The organism is Hoyosella levis (assembly GCF_026008515.1).
Taxonomy (GTDB): Bacteria; Actinomycetota; Actinomycetes; order Mycobacteriales; family Mycobacteriaceae; genus Lolliginicoccus; species Lolliginicoccus levis.
The window spans coordinates 194,738-212,211 of sequence record NZ_BQYM01000009.1 but is presented as its reverse complement, the minus strand read 5'-3'; the positions used below and the strand labels follow the sequence as shown (position 1 = coordinate 212,211).

The window sequence follows — 17,474 nt, the reverse complement described above, 5'->3', positions numbered from 1 at the left end:
GGACCTCCCACGGAATCTTCCTCGCCATCAGCATGCCCCTTCAGCCAGGGGTGTTGCGATGGCTCCCTGAATCCGCCCGCCCCAGCCTGTCGTTTCTTGCACACTCTCGGGGAATGGCCCGGGTGAGGAAGCCGCGGCGAGGCAGCCGGGGCGAGCCAGCTTCCTAGGCCGCGGCGCTGCTGGAGGGGGCAGCGGCGGGAGCCGGGACTGTCCTCGCCGCGCGCGCTGGGGCCGGGATGGCCTGGGCGCGGCGCCGCTTCTCCTGGCGGATGGTCTTGAGCACGCGCATCCCATCGGTGACGGCGTTGAGGTTGCTATCGCCGTGAATGCGCTCGGACTCGAAGCTGGGCACCTCGCTGATGCGGAGGCCTGCTGCGGCGACGCGGATATTGATGAGTGTCTCGATCTCGAATCCGTCGCCCCATTGTGGCTCGGCGGCCTCGATGTCGGGCAGATCCATGACATCGAGCGCGGAACGCCAGAACGCATTGTAGCCATAGCACAGGTCAGTGAATCTCGTCTTGAACAAAGTGTTGACGAGGGCATTGAGGCCGCGATTTCCCAAAGCCCGGAATGGGGTGATGTCACTGCTTCCACCACCGAGCGCGAACCGCGTTCCCTTCGCGAAATCCGCATCGGCCAGCAATGCGTCAACGAACAGTGGGATCTCGCGCGCACTGGTGGAACCATCAGCGTCGATCATGACGATGATGTCGCCCGTGGCGGCAGCGAATCCACAGGCTAGCGCATTCCCCTTGCCCTTCCTGGTCTGGACGAGATGGATCGCGCCGGGCCAGAGCTCGCGCGCGACCGCCGCGGTGGCGTCGCTCGAGTTGCCATCGACAAAGACGAGCTCATCGACGATGTCCCAAGGGATCTCGGCGGCAACGTGAGGAAGATTCTCTGCCTCGTTCATGGCAGGGACGATCAGCGAAACCCGAGGAGCCGCTTCCGCGCCCTCGTCGCTCGATGCTTCCGCGCCCCCAGATGCAAACAATGCACGCCCAAACATGGCTCCCCCTCATTGATTCCGCAAATGCATGCATGCGGCTACCGGATTCCACTCCCGGAATCGCATGAATCAACTGTATTTTGCGAGGGGGGAGGGCGCCAACAGGAACGGCAGTGATGAGCAATACGCGTAGATCAAGAGTGAGGCGCAGGCCACAAAGAATATGAGGCCAACCGCCCAAAAGGGACATGCTGGCCGCACAGGAAACACAAAGTTAACAGTCGCGCTTCCACTATTCTTGATAGTGAATATTCAATTCTCTGGAATGAACGATTGCCCCCTACTCCGCGCCGGAGCGCGAATCCCGGTGCAATCCGTCCTCCCGCACCCGCGTCGCCAGATCAAGCTTGGTCGTCGCGGGACGTCCCACCTGGGCGTACTTCATCTTCACGCGATCGAGGTAGGACTTCGCCGTCGAGGTCTTCACGCCAGCGCGGCGCGCGGCCACCTCCAGCGTCAGGCCGGTGGCATAGTCCAGCAGCACGGCGCGCTCCTGCGGGGAGAGCCGCGGCTTGGACGGCCGGTCGTCGCGCGCCCAGGCGAAGGCGAGCTCTGGCGAGTACGCCATCTCGCCCGAGGCCACCACCTCGATCGCCGATGTCAACGTAGCGAGATCATTATCCTTGGTCAGGTAGCCCGAGGCGCCCGCACGCACGACATCGATGCCATGCGCGGCCTGGGGCGTCACGCTTACCACCAGCACCTTGTGCCCGGCCTCGACCAGGTTGGCCACATTGTCCGCGGGATCGGAACCGTCCGCGAGGAAGAGATCGAGCACCACCACATCGACCTTCACCGACAACGACCGGAGGAACTCCTCGACCGTCTGCGCCTTGGCCACGACGGTCAGCGCATTGCTGCCCGCGAGCCAGGATCCGATGCCGTCGAGCAGCATGCGGTCATCGTCGATGAACGCGACCCGGATCATTGCGTCCCCCATCTCTATAGACTTGCCCACGTATCAGCATCCTGAATTTACCCGACATGGCCCGCATCACAGGAGGTCGACCATGCGCAGCGGCAGTTCCCTGCGGTCCAGCGAGGAACGCGCCCTGCTGCTGCTGTCGATCGTGCTGCTGTTCCAGCGGGCCGCGTACCTCATCGTCATCATCGCGGTACTTCTCGTGAACCCCGCGCACACCTACCGGCACCCCGCCACCAATGCCGGGCTCGTCATCATCGCCGTGGCGTGGAACCTCGCGCTCGCCGGCATCGTTCGGCGCAAGCACTGGATCTCGCCCCGCGTCGTCTGGGCCGACGTCGCCATCATGTGCGCGCTGATCATCGCCACCACCGTCAACTCCCTGCCCGAGCAGGTCTACAGCGGCATGAACTGGTCCGGTCGCCTAGCGATGGGCACCGTCGCGCTCCTGGCCGCCGCCCTGCCCGTGCGCCAGTTCGTCGTCGCCTGGCTCATGATCGTCGCCACCCGCTTCGGCAGCACCACGCTCGCCGCCGGGGCATTCGAGCCCCCGGTCGACGAGTTCGCCAGCATCCTCAATGGCTACGTGTGGTTCGCGCTCGTCTTCTTCTTCATCCGCCACTACCTCGTGGCGCAAGCCCGCAAGCTCGACAATCTCACACAGCAGCAAGCCGAGCTCAAGGCCACCGAGGCAGCCGCGCAGGCCCGCCTCGCGGAACGGCTCGCGCAGCATCGCAGGCTCCACGACACCGTGCTGACCACGCTCACCGCGATCGCTCGCGGCGGGCTCGATCACCGTGCCTCCGAGGTCCGCTCCCGCTGCGCCGCGGAGGCCGACTACATCCGTCGCCTCATCAGCACCGACACGGACGCCCAGGACGCCAATCTCGCCACGTGCCTCACCGACACGATCCGCCGCGCGGAGACGCTCGGGCTGCGGGTGCGGTACCAGCACGATGCGATCCCCGGCTCCATACCTGCCGATGTCGTCGACGCGTTGTGCGGAGCGACCGGCGAGGCGCTCAACAATGTCGCCAAGCACTCCGGGTCCGCCGATGCCTGGGTCACCGTCACCGTCGACAACGGCACCATCTCGCTCCGGGTGGTCGACCGCGGCACCGGCTTCTCGACAGCCAGCTCGCCGCCGGGATTCGGGATCACCCAATCGATCACCGCCCGGCTCGCGGAGCACGGGGGCAGCGCCCGGGTCGACAGCGAGCCCGGGCACGGCACGATCGTCGAGCTGCTCGTGCCGCTAGCCGCGGGCCACGCAGCGGCGCTGCCTACTCACGACCATGCGGAATCAAGGAACTCCAGCACCACGGCCCGCGAGGACTCGAGCACAGTGAGGTGATCAGCCTCCGGCTCGATGTGGAGCTCAGCGAACTCGCCATTGCTCGCGAGCTCGGCCGCGAAAGCCAGCACGAGAGGCGCCGGAACGGCGGTATCGGCGAGCCCTTGCACGATCAGCACGGGATGCTCGTAGCCGCGCACCGGGGTACGCAGGTATTCGTCCGCCGCGGCCGTCGCTCCTGGCACGTCCGTCAAGGGCCGGACGAGCAGATCCCGCGCCATGCTGCCCTCGAGCAAGTTCGAGACCGGCTTCGTGCATCGTGTCCTCGCGACCTCGAGCGCCTCGGCGCCAAGCGGGGTCAGCGCTTCGGAAACCGAGAGATCCGGATAGGCGGTATCCATGGCCGCGACGATGAGCACGCCAAACGTCGATACGCCCGCGGGCAGCACACCGGGCAGCTCGGGCGTGACAAGCGGCGCGAGCGAAGCGACGTTGACGCCCGGGGCGATCGCTACCGCTCCCCGGAACTCCGGCAGCAGGCCGGGCGCCATCGCGCGGGCCTCGTGCTCGACGTGCAGCGCCACCTGCCCGCCCTGCGAATGACCCAGCACCGCCCATTCCTCCGTGATGGGCAGATCCAGCCCGCGCGCGGCCCGCACCGAGTCCAGCACGTTGCGCGCCGCTGTCGGGCCATGCAGGTAGGCATGCTCGCCCGGGGTGCCGAGCCCCTGGTAGTCCGAGACGATCACCGCGTAGCCCTCGTCGAGCAGCATCGTGTACGCGGCGGATAGCGCGTCAGGCAGCAATCGGGCCGAGGGCGCGCAATGATCCCCCAGGCCGAACGTGCCATGCGCGTGCGCGAGGGACCGCCAGCCCCCTGGGGGCGGTTCCCCCGCAGGCAGGTAGATCGCTGCGGTGCTCACTGCTGGATTCCCCCGCAAGTCCGTGGTGGCGTACAGCACGCGATACGCGGTGCTCGCGCCGGCCGGCACCAGCACCGGGTCCAATGCCTTGACGGAGATCACGGATCCCGGGCTTTCAGGGACGGGGCCGGAATACGCGCGCGCGTCGATGCCCGACCATCGCGGCCGCTGATCGGCGGGTAGCTCAGCGATGGGGTCATCGAGCGGCTGCGCTGCCACGCCCGGTCCCAGCACCAACGCGGGCACGAGGAGGAACAGCCCAAGCAGTAACCGGTGCAGGCGCATCATCACGATCGCGAACGTAGCGCACCAGGGCGGCCCTGACCAGCCTCCCGAGGCCAACCGGTATGTTTGGGTTCACATTCCTCGCGCTCGCTGCATGATCGCGGGGAAAATGGAGGCGTTACCGCGTCCAAGGAGGTTCCATGTCCCGCCATGCCAGCGATGATGCATTCCACGGTGGCGATCCAGGCTCGTTCTCGCTGGTCGAGCACGCTGCCGATACGGTGGAGCAGCGGCGCGATCGCATCACCCGGCAGGTGCGGGTGTGGAGCGAGCAGTCGTTCATCGCCGAGGATGAGATCGACGGCACCCATCCCGACTTGTCGGACGAGTCCGCGTTGCTGATCGCGATGGGCTACGTGGACGAAGAGATCCGGGACGTACTGATCGCCCGACGACGCGCCGACCGGGACCTGCCCGATATCGGTGGCTACGCGGAGCTGCGGTCGCTATCGGACGAGCATGCGCGCGCCGTCGCCCGGTTCCGCGCGGCCAACCTCAGCGTCTCGCGCTCCCTGCTCGGGGTGCGGGCGGGCGAGCTCGGGCACCTGTTGCAGCTCAAGCAGAACGAGTTCGTGTTCTCGGACAAGCACTTCCCGCGCAACGCGCGCGCGGTGCGGCGCGACAAGCGCGACGGCGTCTACCTCTCGGTGGAGCAGCGGGAGGCGCTGTTCGACGCGCTGCGCCGCACGCCCGCCCCGATGGCGGCGAGCCCGGACCAGGTGGAGCAGTTCACCCGCCCGCTCGGTCATGCCGCGGACGTGCTCGCGCAGATCTCGGAGGGCACGCGCCGGTTCCTGCTCGGCCGTGCCGCCGGCCCCCGGATGCCTACGTTCATCCCCGATCCCGGCCAGTTCACGGATCGCTATGACACCCTGCTCTACCTGGCCGGGTCGCTGTATGACCGGATCAGCAACTCCTCGGCCTGGCACTCGGACCATTTCACGTTGCAGCGGGGGCAGCTCGATCTCGGGGAGGAGCTGACGCAGATCGCGGTGGATACCGCAGCGCTGCGCATGATCGTGACCGAGCTCAATGCGCTGGACCGGACATCGAACGCCGCGGCGCAGGACCACATCCAGGAGCGGTTCGAGGCCCTGGTGCCCGTGTGGGAGCAGCTCGTGGAGCGCGTGGCGGCGCTCGCGCGCATCGGCGACCTCTTGACCCAGGCCGAGTACAAGCTGCGCACGATCAATACGGTACGGCGCGCTCGCAGCCTCGATGGGAAGATCGATGACCTGATCTCGAGGTCGGGGCTGCGTGAGCTCTCCGTGCAGAACACCCATGAGATCGGGGATCAGTTCGTCGATGTCGATGCGGCGATGGATACCTACCAGAGCATCATCGGCGGGGATATCGCGGCGCTGACCTCGCGGCACTAGGCAAGCCGGGTGCTCGGCAGGCCTTCTCCCGGGCGCTCACCAGGTTTTTGTGGCATCCCTAAGAGAGATCTCCGTCACAGGCGGCGGGCGCGAGAGAGGCAGCGCACCTCGCCGAGAGCATCCTCTACCTGGGATTACTCTACGCGTCCAGGTGGCGATGATTCGGCCGTGCAACCATTGCTCGCACAACGGTGCTTCCCATTTTCTTACCCGTCCTTTAATGTCAGTTCCACGAGGTGATCGCGGTCATGCAACTGGGGGGTTAGTGGCCGCGGATCACTGGGGGACGACAAGAGCGCATGCGAGCAGCATGCGCTCTTGTCGTATCTCCATCCAGCAACTCCCGCGCTGAAATACCGGCAAATCCCATCGCCTCGCATAATGTCTTGATGCGATGAAGACGCCAGTGCATGCCTCCTTCGCCATCGTGACGACCCTGCTGTTCGCTGCGCCCACGCTGGGCCTGCTCGGCAGCCCGCCTCCTGCCGCCCACGCGCAGGACAACACCACGAGCGAGACCGCTACCAGCACAGCGCCATTCACCACCCCGGATACCGCCGATTGCCCGAACCGCAGCACGCCCGGCCCTGCTGCGGACAGCTCCGAGGTCCCCCGCCCCGGCCAGCCGACGCCCAGCCCCTTGCCGATCCCCTCCATAGTCATCGGCGGTCCCCTGCTCGCCGAATGCGACCTGGTCACCCTCCCCGGAGCACCACCGCCACCCAGCGACATCTCCGCGGCCAGCTGGCTGATCGCCGACCTCGACAGCGGAGAAGTCCTCGCTGCCAAGGACCCGCACGGCCGCTACCGGCCCGCAAGCACCGTCAAGACCCTCCTCGCGCTCGTGGTCCTCGACAACCTCGACCTCGGCGCGACGATCACGGGAACCCAGGAGGATGCAAACATCGAAGGCAGCCGTGCTGGCATTGGCCCCGGCGGCACGTACACCAACCGGATTCTCCTGCAAGCCCTCCTGCTCGCCTCGGGCAACGACGCTGCCAACGCCTTCGCCCGCCAGCTCGGCGGGACCGAGTCGACCACCGAGCAGATGACTGCCCTCGCCCAGGAGCTTGGTGCTCTCGACACGCGCGTCGCCACCCCCTCCGGGCTCGACGGGCCCGGCATGTCCTCCTCCGCATACGACCTCGCCATGCTGTTCCGCGAGGCCATGGCCCGTCCCGAGTTCGCCCGCGCCATCACCACCAACCAGATCGACTTCCCCGGCTACCCCGCCGACCCCACGATCCCTGGTGATATCGACCGTCCCGGCTTCGCGCTTGGCAACGATAACGTCGTCAACTGGTACTACGAGCCATCACTGGGCGGCAAGAACGGCTTCACGGACTCTGCCCGCCAGACCTATGTCGGAGCGGCGGAGAAGGACGGCCGACGCCTCGTCCTATCCGTCCTGCGCGCCGATAACCAGCCACAGCAGGTCTGGCAACAAATCGCCGCGCTCTTCGACTACGGGTTCGAGCTGCCCCGTGATCAGTCCGTGGGCTCGCTCGACGCGGCACGCTACCTCGACGAGCTAGCCGCCGGCCCCGACCCTGGACCCGGGAGCAACGAGGCCCCGCGCGATGCCGCCGCGCCACCGCCCACCACGCAGGATCCCGATGCCAACAGCCTGCCCACTCGGATACTCGTGGTCACCATCGTCGGAGCGATCATTCTCATTGGCATCGTCTCCGCCATCATGCGGCAGCGCAGCGGACGCGGCGCCACGCCGTAGTCGCCTAGCTGCCGCTGGCCCAACAGGGGCTGCGAGGCCTAGCAGTGGCCGCCGCGGCACAGGTAACGGCGATGCGCGCGGGGAGCCAGCAGGATCGCGGCGAGCGCTAGGACCGTGGCACGCTGGGCTTGCGCCGCAGGCCGGAGGAGATTCCCAGCACTGCTGCTGCGCCAATGCCAAACCCAACGATGCCGCTGGCGTAGGGACTGCCCTGGCGCATCACGACAGGCGTATTGATGATGGCGGGGTCCGGCGGCGGCACGATCGCCTTCGCCAGGCTCTCCTCGGATGTCGCGGCCCAGGCTGTGGCGAAGAGCAGGACCCGGGAGGTGGTGAAGATGAACACCAGGATGCCGATGATGGGGCCGAACACCGCGCCGGCCGGGCTCTGGGTCACTGCGGTCAGGTAGATCACCCCGACTTGCTTGAACACCTCGAACACCAGCGCGGCGATGAGGCCCGCCCGCGCGGCGCTCACGATCGCGACCGGCTGCCGGGGCATGCGCGCGATGACCCAGGTGAAGACCCACCAGGTGGCTGCGATCGCGACTGCGAACGACACGATCCGCACGAGGATCCCCACGCCTGGTGCGTCATCAAGGTTCACCAGTGCGAGTAGCGAACGGGTCAGGCCGCTGCCGCCGAGCGCGCTGAGGCCGATCGAGATCGCGAATGCGAGGAACAGGGTGATCATCGCGACCAGGTCCACCAGCTTGGTCTTGAGGAAGTTCGCCTTCGGGATCGGCTGGTTCCATTGGGCGGTCAACGCCTTGCGCAGGTTGCCGATCCAGCCGAGGCCCGAGTACAGGGCGATGATGATACCGATAATGCCGACGGTATTGCGCTGCTCGATGGCTTGATCGATCAGCGTATTGACCTGCTCGCCCATCCCGCCCGGGATCGACTCGGAGACCTGGTTCTTCACCTGGTCGAGCAGCTCGAGGTTTCCGGCGAGCACAAAACCGGCACCCGCGAAGCCCACCATCAGCAACGGGAAGAGCGCTAGCACGCTGAAGTAGGTGATGCCGGCCGCGTAGTAGTCGCCGTGCTGATCGGTGAAGCGCAGCGCTGCCCTGATCAGATGGTCGAGCCACGGACGCTTGGCGCGCTGCCGGGCAAGGAATCCTGGCTGGTCGGCCATTGCCGTCACCCCTTCGGTGGGAGGAACCCAATCTTGTCGTACACGGTCGCGAGCGTCTCGGAGGCCACCGATCTGGCCCGGTCGGCCCCTAGCTCGAGGATGCGGTCCAGCTCGGCCCGGTCATCGAGGAACCCATCGACCTTCGCCTTCAGTGGCACCACGAAGCTCGTGAGGACCTCCGCGGTGTCGACCTTGAGATCACCGTATCCCTTTCCGGCGAAGTGCTGTTCGAGTTCGGCGATGCTCCGGCCGGACAGCACGGAATTGATCACTAGGAGATTGGACACGCCAGCCTTCGCGGCCGGGTCATAGCGGATCTCCCGCTCCGCGTCCGTGACGGCCGAGCGGATCTTCTTCGCCGAGACCTTCGGATCATCGAGCAAGTTGATCAGCCCGGCCGGGCTCGGGCCCGACTTGCTCATCTTCGACGTCGGATCCTGCAGGTCATAGATCTTCGCGGATTCCTTGGTGATGAAGGCATCGGGAACCGTGAACGCCGCGCCGAAGCGAGTGTTGAAGCGCTGCGCGAGATCCCTGGTCAGCTCGAGGTGCTGGCGCTGGTCCTCCCCCACCGGCACGAACTGCGCCTGGTACAGCAGAATGTCCGCGGCCATGAGCATCGGATACGTGAACAGCCCCACGCTGGACGATTCCGAGCCCTGCTTCGCGGACTTGTCCTTGAACTGCGTCATCCGGCTCGCCTCGCCGAACCCGGTGAGGCACATCAGCACCCAGGCGAGCTGGGCGTGCTCGGGAACCTGGCTCTGCGCGAAGATCGTCGACCTGGCCGGGTCGATGCCCACCGCGAGCAACTGGGCCGCGGCGACGCGCGTGCGGGTGCGCAGCGCCTCGGGATCATGGGGGACAGTGATCGCGTGCATGTCCGGGATGAAGTAGAACGAATCGAAGTCATCCTGCATCGCCACCCAGTTCTGCAGCGCGCCAAGATAGTTGCCGAGGTGGAACGAGTCTGCCGTCGGCTGGATGCCCGAGAGCACGCGCGGCTTGCTGCTCGATGCCGGGGCAGCAGGATTGGTGGACGTCATCGCGGTGTCTTCCTTCTGGATCGGACTAGGCGGCGTAGCGGACGGTGACCGGGGCATGATCGGACCATCGAGCATCGTACGTGGCGGCCCGCTCCACCCGCGCGTGCGCGGCACGATCCGCCATCCCGCTCGTTGCTACCTGGTAGTCGATGCGCCAGCCCGCGTCGTTGTCGAATGCCTTGCCCCGGAAGGACCACCACGAGTACGGCCCGTCCACTCCCGGATGCAGCGCCCGCACCACATCGGTCCAGGGCGCCTCGTCACCGATGATGCTGGTGAGCCACTCCCGCTCGTGCGGGAGGAAGCCCGACGACTTCCGGTTGCCCTTCCAGTTCTTGATGTCCAGCTCGGCGTGCGCGATGTTCCAGTCGCCGCACACCACCATCTCGCGGCCACTTCGGGCGCGCTCCGCGAGGTACGTGCCGAACTCGGCGAGGAAGCGGTCCTTCTCCTCCTGCTTCGGCGTGTTCGCCTCGCCCGACGGCAAGTACAGGCTCGCCACCGTCAGGGCGTGCCCGTCCTGCTCGAAGTCGGCCTCGAGGTAGCGGCCTGCATCGTCGAACTCGTCCGAGCCGAAACCGATGCGCACCGCCGCGGGCTCGGCGCGGGAAAGCACCGCCACGCCATTGCGGCCCTTCGCGGCGGGCTCCGCCGAGGCCAGCACCCATCCGTCATCGAGGACCGGCGCGAGGGCGGCAGCGAGCTGCTTGTCATCGGCCCGCGTCTCCTGCAGGCACACGACGCCCGCTTCGGTGCCGCCAAGCCACTCGAGCAATCCCTTGCGGGCCGCGGCGCGCACGCCATTGACGTTGACGGTACTGACGACGATCTCGGGCAAGACGATCTTGGAAGCACGGGGGGCGACAGCATCTGCGGGCACGTCAACGCACGCTAGCGGACAACCCCGCCCGAGGGAAACCACCACGGCGTTGCAGCAGCACCGCGAGCGCGAGCACCCCGATGCCCGCCACCGCCAGCACCGCCCCCGCAGCGGCCGGCGCGGTGTAGCCCAGCCCGGCGGCCAGCACCGCTCCCCCCAGCGCCGCGCCCATGCCGTTGGCGATGTTCAGCGCCGAGTGGTTCGCCGTCGCTGCGAGGGTCTGGGCGTTTCCGGCCACATCCATCAGCATCGTCTGCAGGCCGGGGACCAGCGCCGAGCCGAGAATGGCGATGAGTACCAGGTTGGCCACCGCGAGCACCACGATGGTGCTCGTCACGGTGAACAGCCCGAGCGCGAGCGCGAGCAGCGCGAAGATGCCGAACAGTCCCGGCACCAGGGCCCGATCGGCCACCGCGCCGCCGACGAAGTTGCCGATGACCATTCCCACCCCGTAGAGCAACAGCACCAGCGGCACCACCGCGCGCGGCAGGCCGATCTCCTCGGTGACCGTGGAACTGATGAAGGTGTAGACGGCGAACATGCCGCCGAACCCGACGATGCCCGTGAGCAGCACCAGCCAGATCTGGAGGTTCCGGAAGCCCGAGAGCTCCGCGAGCGGGCTCGCGCCCTCGGTCAGCGGCACGTCCGGCACCCAGCGAATGATCAGCAGCACGGCCACTGTCCCGATCAGCACCACCAGCCCGAAGGCGGAGCGCCACCCCAGGTGCTGGCCCAGGGCGGTAGCCACGGGAACGCCAATGACGTTGGCGATGCTCAGTCCCAGCATGATCTGCGCGACCGCCCTGGCTCGCGCGCCAGGACCAGCTAGCCCCGCGGCCACGAGCGCCGCCACGCCGAAGAACGCGCCGTGCGGGAGCCCGGCCAGGATCCGCGCAGCCATGAGCGTTCCATAGGTGGGCGCGAGGACCGTAGCGGCATTGCCGAGCGTGAACGCCACCATCAGCCCGATGAGCAGCGCGCGGCGCGGCACCCGCGATGCGGCGATCGCGATGACCGGCGCGCCGATCACCACGCCGAGCGCGTAGGCGCTGATGAGCTTGCCCGCGTGCGGCTCCGACACCGCCATCGACCGCGCGATCTCCGGCAGCAGCCCCATGGCGACGAACTCGGTGGTGCCGATGCCGAACGAGCCGAGCATCATCGCGATCATCGCCAGCCGGACATGACGACGCCGCGACCGCACTGCGGTCGCATCTCGCGGATCGACCGGGGTGATGGTCGGGGGCACGGGCATTCTCCTGACAGCGATCGGCCTCGGATGGATGGGAGCGCGTGGCGAGGCGCGAAACGATCCAAGAAGATTCAATGCTCCCGCGCGGTCGCCCCACCACGCAACACCATCAACGGCCGGCCCGATACCCCTGCCAGCATGAATGTGAGGGGCCTTACGCCGGCGCCGCCCGAATTGCCGCGCCTGCGCCGGTTCGCTCCCCACCGGTTCGCTGCCCACCGGTTCGCTCCCCATCGGTTCGCTCCCCACGTCGGTGGAAACTTTTCCCGCCTCAGTGGGGAAAAGTTTCCACTGGCGAGCGCCCCGAGCGGGCCGGGCGAGCAGTTCCCGGCTCAAGCAAGCGATCCCCCCGGCATGAGCGCCGGAGGGATCGCCAGTGGTGTTCCAGGTCTAGGACGCTGGTCCAGAGCTAGAAGCTAGGACAGTCCACCGAAGTCGAGCTGGAGCTCGGCCTCAAGGCAGCTAAGCGCCGCGTCGAGGTCGAATGCCTCGACGCCGCCGCCGAGGCACACCTCGATGCCGCCGCCGGGGCAGCCCTCGACGTCGAGCGTGTTGAACGTGGTGAACGGGTTCGGATCCTCCGGGCCAGCGACGACCCAGTCGTAGCCATTCGCATCGCCGTATGCACCGACCTCCGCGCCGAAGCCCGCGGTACCGTAGCCGGTCCAGGCCGGATCGTCATAGTCGCGCTCGCCGCCGCCGAACACGCGGTAGCTGATCGTGGTGGTGTCCGAGGTGAACGGCCCAACGGTGATGGAGGCGGCGGAGCCGTCGACCGGGATGACCTCGGTCTGGGTGTTGCCGTCCGCGCTGACCACGAGCACCATGTTGTTGCTCTTGTGCGTTCCCGCCGCGTCGTTGATCGTGGCGTCAAAGGTCGTCTCGCCACATTCGCCCGACGGCGTTGTGGTGACCACTGCACCATTATGGCTGGCGAGAGCGGGGCCCCACGACGCGGCAAAGGCGAGAGCGCCTGCCCCGAGAACTGCTGCGGTCCGCTTCATCTTCATCTTTCCTCCACGATCCGGGACATGCGCCCCACTAATCCCATTAATGCCGTGTGCGTAAATTAACACGGCAGTAAAGAGATTCGTAGCAGTATGGCAGCATCGTCCGGAACCGCGGACCGGCGCTCGTTCGGTGCCGCGAGCCGACTAGTCCCTCAGCGCGGCGGCAAGGTTATCGTCGAGCGCTGCGAGGAACTCCTCCGTCGTGAGCCAGCCCTGGTCTCCGCCCACGAGTCCCGCGAGGTCCTTGGTCATCTGGCCATCCTCGACAGTCTTGATGACCACGTCCTCGAGCTTGTGGGCGAACTCCACCACGGCCGGGGTGTCATCGAGCTTGCCACGATGCTCGAGCCCGCGCGTCCAGGCGAAGATCGACGCGATCGGGTTCGTGGAGGTGGGCTTGCCCTGCTGGTGCATCCGGTAGTGGCGGGTGACGGTGCCATGCGCGGCCTCCGCCTCGACGGTCTTGCCGTCCGGGGTCATCAGCACCGAGGTCATCAGGCCGAGCGAGCCATAGCCCTGCGCCACGGTGTCCGACTGCACATCGCCGTCGTAGTTCTTGCAGGCCCAGACGTAGCCGCCCTCCCACTTGAGCGCCGAAGCGACCATGTCATCGATCAGCCGATGCTCATAAGTGATCCCTGCCGCGTCGAACTCGGACTTGAACTCCTCCTCGAAGACCCGCTGGAACTCGTCCTTGAACATGCCGTCGTAGGCCTTGAGGATCGTGTTCTTCGTCGACAGGTACACCGGATAGTTCTGCTGCAGCCCGTAGGACAGGGAGGCGCGCGCGAAGTCCTGGATCGACTTCTTGAAGTTGTACATGCCCAGGACGACTCCGCCGTCCTCGGGCATCTTGACGACCTCATGCTCGATGGGCTCGCTGCCATCCTCGGGCGTGAAGGTCAGCGTGACGGTCCCGGCCTGGTGCACCTTGAAATCAGTGGCGCGGTACTGGTCGCCGAACGCATGGCGCCCCACGACCACCGGCTTCGTCCAGCCGGGGACCAGGCGGGGAACGTTGGAAATAATAATGGGGGCACGAAAGATCGTGCCCCCGAGGATGTTGCGGATGGTGCCGTTGGGCGACCGCCACATCTTCTTGAGCCCGAACTCCTCCATGCGCGCCTCGTCCGGCGTGATGGTGGCGCACTTGACGCCTACCCCGTGCTTCTTGATCGCGTTGGCCGCGTCCACGGTGACCTGGTCGTCCGTGGCATCGCGATTCTCCATGCCGAGGTCGTAGTACTCGAGGTTCACATCGAGGTACGGATGGATCAGCTTGTCCTTGATGAACTGCCAGATGATACGGGTCATCTCGTCGCCATCGAGCTCTACGACAGTGCCCTCTACCTTGATCTTGGACATGGGTGCTTCGCGTCCTCCTCGGCAATGCACCTGGCGCGACTCTCGCGTGCCGCACTTTGTGAGTGCATCCGGCCCGCGCGCAGGCATCACGGTTCATCGGGTTAAACCTATCGTGCTGCGAGGGTCCACGTCCCACCCACAGCAAACAAGACAAGCGTACTGGTTGCCGTGGCGCCGCAATTGAGAATCCCGGCCCCGCATGCCAGGAATGCCCGCCACGCTCGGGCCAAGCCTAGCCCGGCGCGCCACGCGGGAGCGGGCCCCTCCCCGATTCCCTGTTTCCCGCGAGTGCCGCTACTATCGGGAACAGGTCATGAGAAGCAGCGCCAAGCCCCGGCTGGCTGCTCGGCAACCCTCCTTCCGCGGTGGGGTGCCCCGGGTGATGACCAGGCAGCGCGCAACGCATCACGCGCGCTGCAAGCGCGGGCCCGCTGGGACGGGCCCGGGAACCGGGTATTGTCGCCAACGGAGGTTCACCATGAGTCGATGTCGCTAGCCACCGCAAGAGCCTGAGGGCGCGCCGGACAGCGCCCCGCCCACGGAACACCACCCGCCGCGCGAACCCCAGGGCACAGCCCGAGTGGCAGCGGTCGAGGTGAGTTCCCGCGCTCCACGCGGACCATTCGTGCCGTCCCCCGCATCCCCGTATGTCCGAGGCCGGGATGCCGCCCCGACACGACTCCCAGGAGAACAAGCCATGAGCGATGCAGCAGCAAGCTGGAGCTTCGAGACCAAGCAGATCCACGCCGGCCAGGTGCCCGACCCGACGACCGGCGCGCGTGCCCTCCCGATCTACCAGACGACCTCTTACGCATTCCGCGACACCGATCACGCCGCGGCCCTGTTCAGCCTCGCCGAGCCCGGCAACATCTACACGCGCATCATCAATCCCACACAGGACGTGATCGAGCAGCGCGTCGCCGCGCTCGAGGGCGGCGCCGCTGCCCTGCTCCTCGCCTCCGGGCAGGCAGCCGAGACCTACGCGATCCTCACCCTCGCCGAGGCTGGCGACCACATCGTCTCCAGCCCGCGCCTCTACGGCGGCACCTACAACCTGTTCCACTACTCGCTGCCCAAGCTCGGCATCACCGTGAGCTTCGTTGACGATCCCGACGACCTCGCCCAATGGCAGGCCGCCGTCAGCGACAACACCAAGGCGTTCTTCGGGGAAACCATCGCCAACCCCCGGGGCGAGATCCTCGACATCGAAGGCGTCGCGCGCGTCGCCCATGACAACGGCGTCCCGCTGATCGTCGACAACACCGTCGCCACCCCCTATTTGATCCAGCCGCTCGCCCACGGCGCCGATATCGTCGTGCACTCCGCCACCAAGTACCTTGGCGGCCACGGCACCTCCGTCGCCGGAGTGATCGTTGACGGCGGCACCTTCGACTGGACCTCCGGCCGGTACCCCGGCTTCACCACCCCCGATCCGTCCTACAACGGCCTCGTCTATGCCGATCTCGGCCCACCCGCGTTCGCCCTGAAGGCCCGCCTGACGCTGCTCCGCGACACCGGCGCCGCGGTCTCGCCGTTCAACGCGTTCCTCATCGGCCAGGGAATAGAAACACTCAGCCTGCGCATTGAACGTCATGTGCAGAACGCCCGCGCCGTCGCCGAACACCTCGCTAGCCGGGACGACGTCCTCGCCGTCCACTACTCCGGCCTGCCCGCCTCCCCCTGGTTCGAGCGTGCCAGCAAGCTCGCGCCCAAGGGGCCTGGCGCCGTGCTGTCCTTCGAGCTCGAGGGTGGTGTCGAGGCAGGCAAGCGGTTCGTCAACGCGCTCGAGCTCCACAGCCATGTCGCTAATATCGGTGACGTGCGCTCCCTCGTCATCCATCCCGCTTCCACCACGCACGCGCAGCTCGCTCCCGAGGAGCAGCTCTCCGCCGGCGTCACCCCGGGCCTCATCCGGCTCGCCGTGGGCATCGAGGGAATCGAGGACATCCTCGCCGACCTCCAGCTCGGATTCGAAGCGGCGGCATCTTGAGAGTGAGCCACCCGCGCAGCGTTCACCCGCCGCTCAGCAACCGCGCCCCGGCCGCGCCCAGCACCGGGCGCGGGGCGGAGCGTGGCCTTGGCAGTGCCCTCTGGCCAGCGCCGGACGGCAGCATTGGCCAAGTCCGCATCGGGCCGCTTCGCATGGAGAACGGTGCCACGCTGCCCGACGTGACTCTCGCGGTGCAGCGCTGGGGCGAGGTCTCGCCCCGCGGCGACAACGTCGTCCTGGCGCTGCACGCCCTCACCGGTGACTCCCACGTCACCGGTCCCGCCGATGCGAACCATCCATCCCCCGGCTGGTGGGACGGACTCATCGGCCCGGGCGCGGTCGTCGACACCAACGAATGGTGCGTCCTCTCCGCCAACTCTGTCGGCGGCTGTCAAGGCAGCACCGGTCCTGGCTCCCTCGCGCCGGACGGCAAGCCCTGGGGATCGCGCTTTCCCGCCGTGACCATCCGCGACCAGGTCAACGCCGAGCGCAAGCTCGCCGACCTGCTCGGCATCGAGCGCTTCGCATCCGTCCTCGGCGGCTCCATGGGCGGCGCCCGCGCCCTCGAATGGGCGATCACCTGCCCCGATCGGGTCGCGAGCGCGCTCGTCCTTGCTGTCGGAGCGCGTGCCACCGCCGATCAGATCGGTACCCAGACCGCGCAGATCCTCGCCATCAAGACCGACCCCGGCTGGCAAGGCGGCGACTACTACGGCACCGGGCGCTCCCCCGAGCACGGGCTCGGCGTGGCACGTCGCATCGCCCACCTCACCTACCGCGGCGAGGAAGAGCTCGACACCCGGTTCGGCAATGATGCCCAGACCGACCTGCCGCCAGTCCAGGGTGGCCAGTACTCCATCCAGAGCTACCTCGACCATCAGGCCGGCAAGCTCGTCCACCGGTTCGACGCCGGCAGCTACGTCATCCTCAGCGACTCCCTCAGCAGCCACGACGTCGGCCGGGGCCGTGGCGGAATCGACGCAGCGCTCGCCTCCTGCACCGTGCCCACCATCGTCGGTGGCATCACCTCCGACCGGCTCTACCCGCTGCGCCTGCAGGAGGAACTCGCCGCGAAGCTGCCTGGCTGCCAGGAACTGCGCGTCCTGCACACCAACAAGGGCCACGACGGCTTCCTCACCGACCTAGAGGAGATCTCCGCGCTCCTCACCGACACGATGGATCTCGCGCGCCACAGCATTCGCTGAGCCTCGCTGGTCGGCGGTGGGCGTGCGGCTGGTGGTGC

General features: G+C 67.2%; 14 protein-coding genes and 1 riboswitch. Of the genes, 5 read left to right on the top strand and 9 right to left on the bottom strand.

The window, feature by feature from the left end:
* Positions 1 to 163 precede the first annotated feature (163 nt).
* Positions 164 to 1,012, bottom strand: coding sequence for a glycosyltransferase family 2 protein (locus QC765_RS11735; RefSeq protein ID WP_278314619.1), 849 nt, complete (start codon positions 1,010 to 1,012; stop codon positions 164 to 166).
* A 280-nt stretch (positions 1,013 to 1,292) separates the two neighbouring features.
* Positions 1,293 to 1,970 carry a response regulator gene (locus QC765_RS11730; protein WP_278314618.1) on the bottom strand — a complete coding sequence of 226 codons (678 nt, stop codon included), beginning with the start codon at positions 1,968 to 1,970 and terminating at the stop codon, positions 1,293 to 1,295.
* Between the two features lie 52 nt (positions 1,971 to 2,022).
* On the opposite strand from QC765_RS11730, the gene QC765_RS11725 reads away from it, so the two are divergent.
* Positions 2,023 to 3,288 carry an ATP-binding protein gene (locus QC765_RS11725; RefSeq protein WP_278314617.1) on the top strand — a complete coding sequence of 422 codons (1,266 nt, stop codon included), beginning with the start codon at positions 2,023 to 2,025 and terminating at the stop codon, positions 3,286 to 3,288.
* Here the strand turns inward: QC765_RS11725 and QC765_RS11720 are convergent.
* On the bottom strand, positions 3,222 to 4,439 hold the full coding sequence (locus QC765_RS11720; RefSeq protein WP_278314632.1) for an alpha/beta hydrolase family protein: 1,218 nt from the start codon (positions 4,437 to 4,439) through the stop codon (positions 3,222 to 3,224). The genes QC765_RS11725 and QC765_RS11720 overlap by 67 nt on opposite strands.
* A gap of 137 nt (positions 4,440 to 4,576) precedes the next feature.
* Between QC765_RS11720 and QC765_RS11715 the strand changes: the two genes are divergently transcribed.
* Together QC765_RS11715 and QC765_RS11710 are read left to right on the top strand one after the other, a co-directional pair.
* A complete protein-coding gene (locus QC765_RS11715; RefSeq protein WP_278314616.1) occupies positions 4,577 to 5,815 on the top strand; it encodes a hypothetical protein in 1,239 nt (412 codons plus the stop codon).
* A 394-nt stretch (positions 5,816 to 6,209) separates the two neighbouring features.
* On the top strand, positions 6,210 to 7,547 hold the full coding sequence (locus tag QC765_RS11710) for a D-alanyl-D-alanine carboxypeptidase family protein (RefSeq protein WP_278314615.1): 1,338 nt from the start codon (positions 6,210 to 6,212) through the stop codon (positions 7,545 to 7,547).
* A gap of 106 nt (positions 7,548 to 7,653) precedes the next feature.
* Here the strand turns inward: QC765_RS11710 and yhjD are convergent, their stop codons facing one another.
* The 6 genes from yhjD to QC765_RS11680 all read right to left on the bottom strand — a co-directional run bounded on the left by yhjD (position 7,654) and on the right by QC765_RS11680 (position 14,241).
* Positions 7,654 to 8,688, bottom strand: coding sequence for an inner membrane protein YhjD (gene yhjD, locus QC765_RS11705; RefSeq protein WP_278314614.1), 1,035 nt, complete (start codon positions 8,686 to 8,688; stop codon positions 7,654 to 7,656).
* Between the two features lie 5 nt (positions 8,689 to 8,693).
* Entirely contained in the window at positions 8,694 to 9,734 is a 1,041-nt protein-coding gene (gene trpS, locus QC765_RS11700) for a tryptophan--tRNA ligase (RefSeq protein ID WP_278314613.1), read from the bottom strand.
* 25 nt (positions 9,735 to 9,759) lie between these two features.
* A complete protein-coding gene (locus QC765_RS11695) occupies positions 9,760 to 10,572 on the bottom strand; it encodes an exodeoxyribonuclease III (protein WP_278314631.1) in 813 nt (270 codons plus the stop codon).
* A gap of 43 nt (positions 10,573 to 10,615) precedes the next feature.
* Positions 10,616 to 11,869: an MFS transporter gene (locus QC765_RS11690; RefSeq protein WP_373876741.1), complete on the bottom strand. Its 1,254-nt coding sequence runs from the start codon at positions 11,867 to 11,869 to the stop codon at positions 10,616 to 10,618.
* A gap of 413 nt (positions 11,870 to 12,282) precedes the next feature.
* Positions 12,283 to 12,876: a hypothetical protein gene (locus tag QC765_RS11685; protein ID WP_278314612.1), complete on the bottom strand. Its 594-nt coding sequence runs from the start codon at positions 12,874 to 12,876 to the stop codon at positions 12,283 to 12,285.
* Between the two features lie 144 nt (positions 12,877 to 13,020).
* Positions 13,021 to 14,241 carry an NADP-dependent isocitrate dehydrogenase gene (locus QC765_RS11680; protein WP_278314611.1) on the bottom strand — a complete coding sequence of 407 codons (1,221 nt, stop codon included), beginning with the start codon at positions 14,239 to 14,241 and terminating at the stop codon, positions 13,021 to 13,023.
* Positions 14,242 to 14,550: 309 nt separating this feature from the next.
* Positions 14,551 to 14,670, top strand: a riboswitch (SAM riboswitch).
* Positions 14,671 to 14,938: 268 nt separating this feature from the next.
* Between QC765_RS11680 and QC765_RS11675 the strand changes: the two genes are divergently transcribed.
* Entirely contained in the window at positions 14,939 to 16,231 is a 1,293-nt protein-coding gene (locus QC765_RS11675; RefSeq protein ID WP_278314610.1) for a bifunctional o-acetylhomoserine/o-acetylserine sulfhydrylase, read from the top strand.
* Between the two features lie 2 nt (positions 16,232 to 16,233).
* Positions 16,234 to 17,436, top strand: a complete 1,203-nt coding sequence (gene metX / locus QC765_RS11670; protein WP_444979976.1) for a homoserine O-acetyltransferase MetX — start codon at positions 16,234 to 16,236, stop codon at positions 17,434 to 17,436.
* The last annotated feature ends 38 nt before the right edge of the window (positions 17,437 to 17,474 follow it).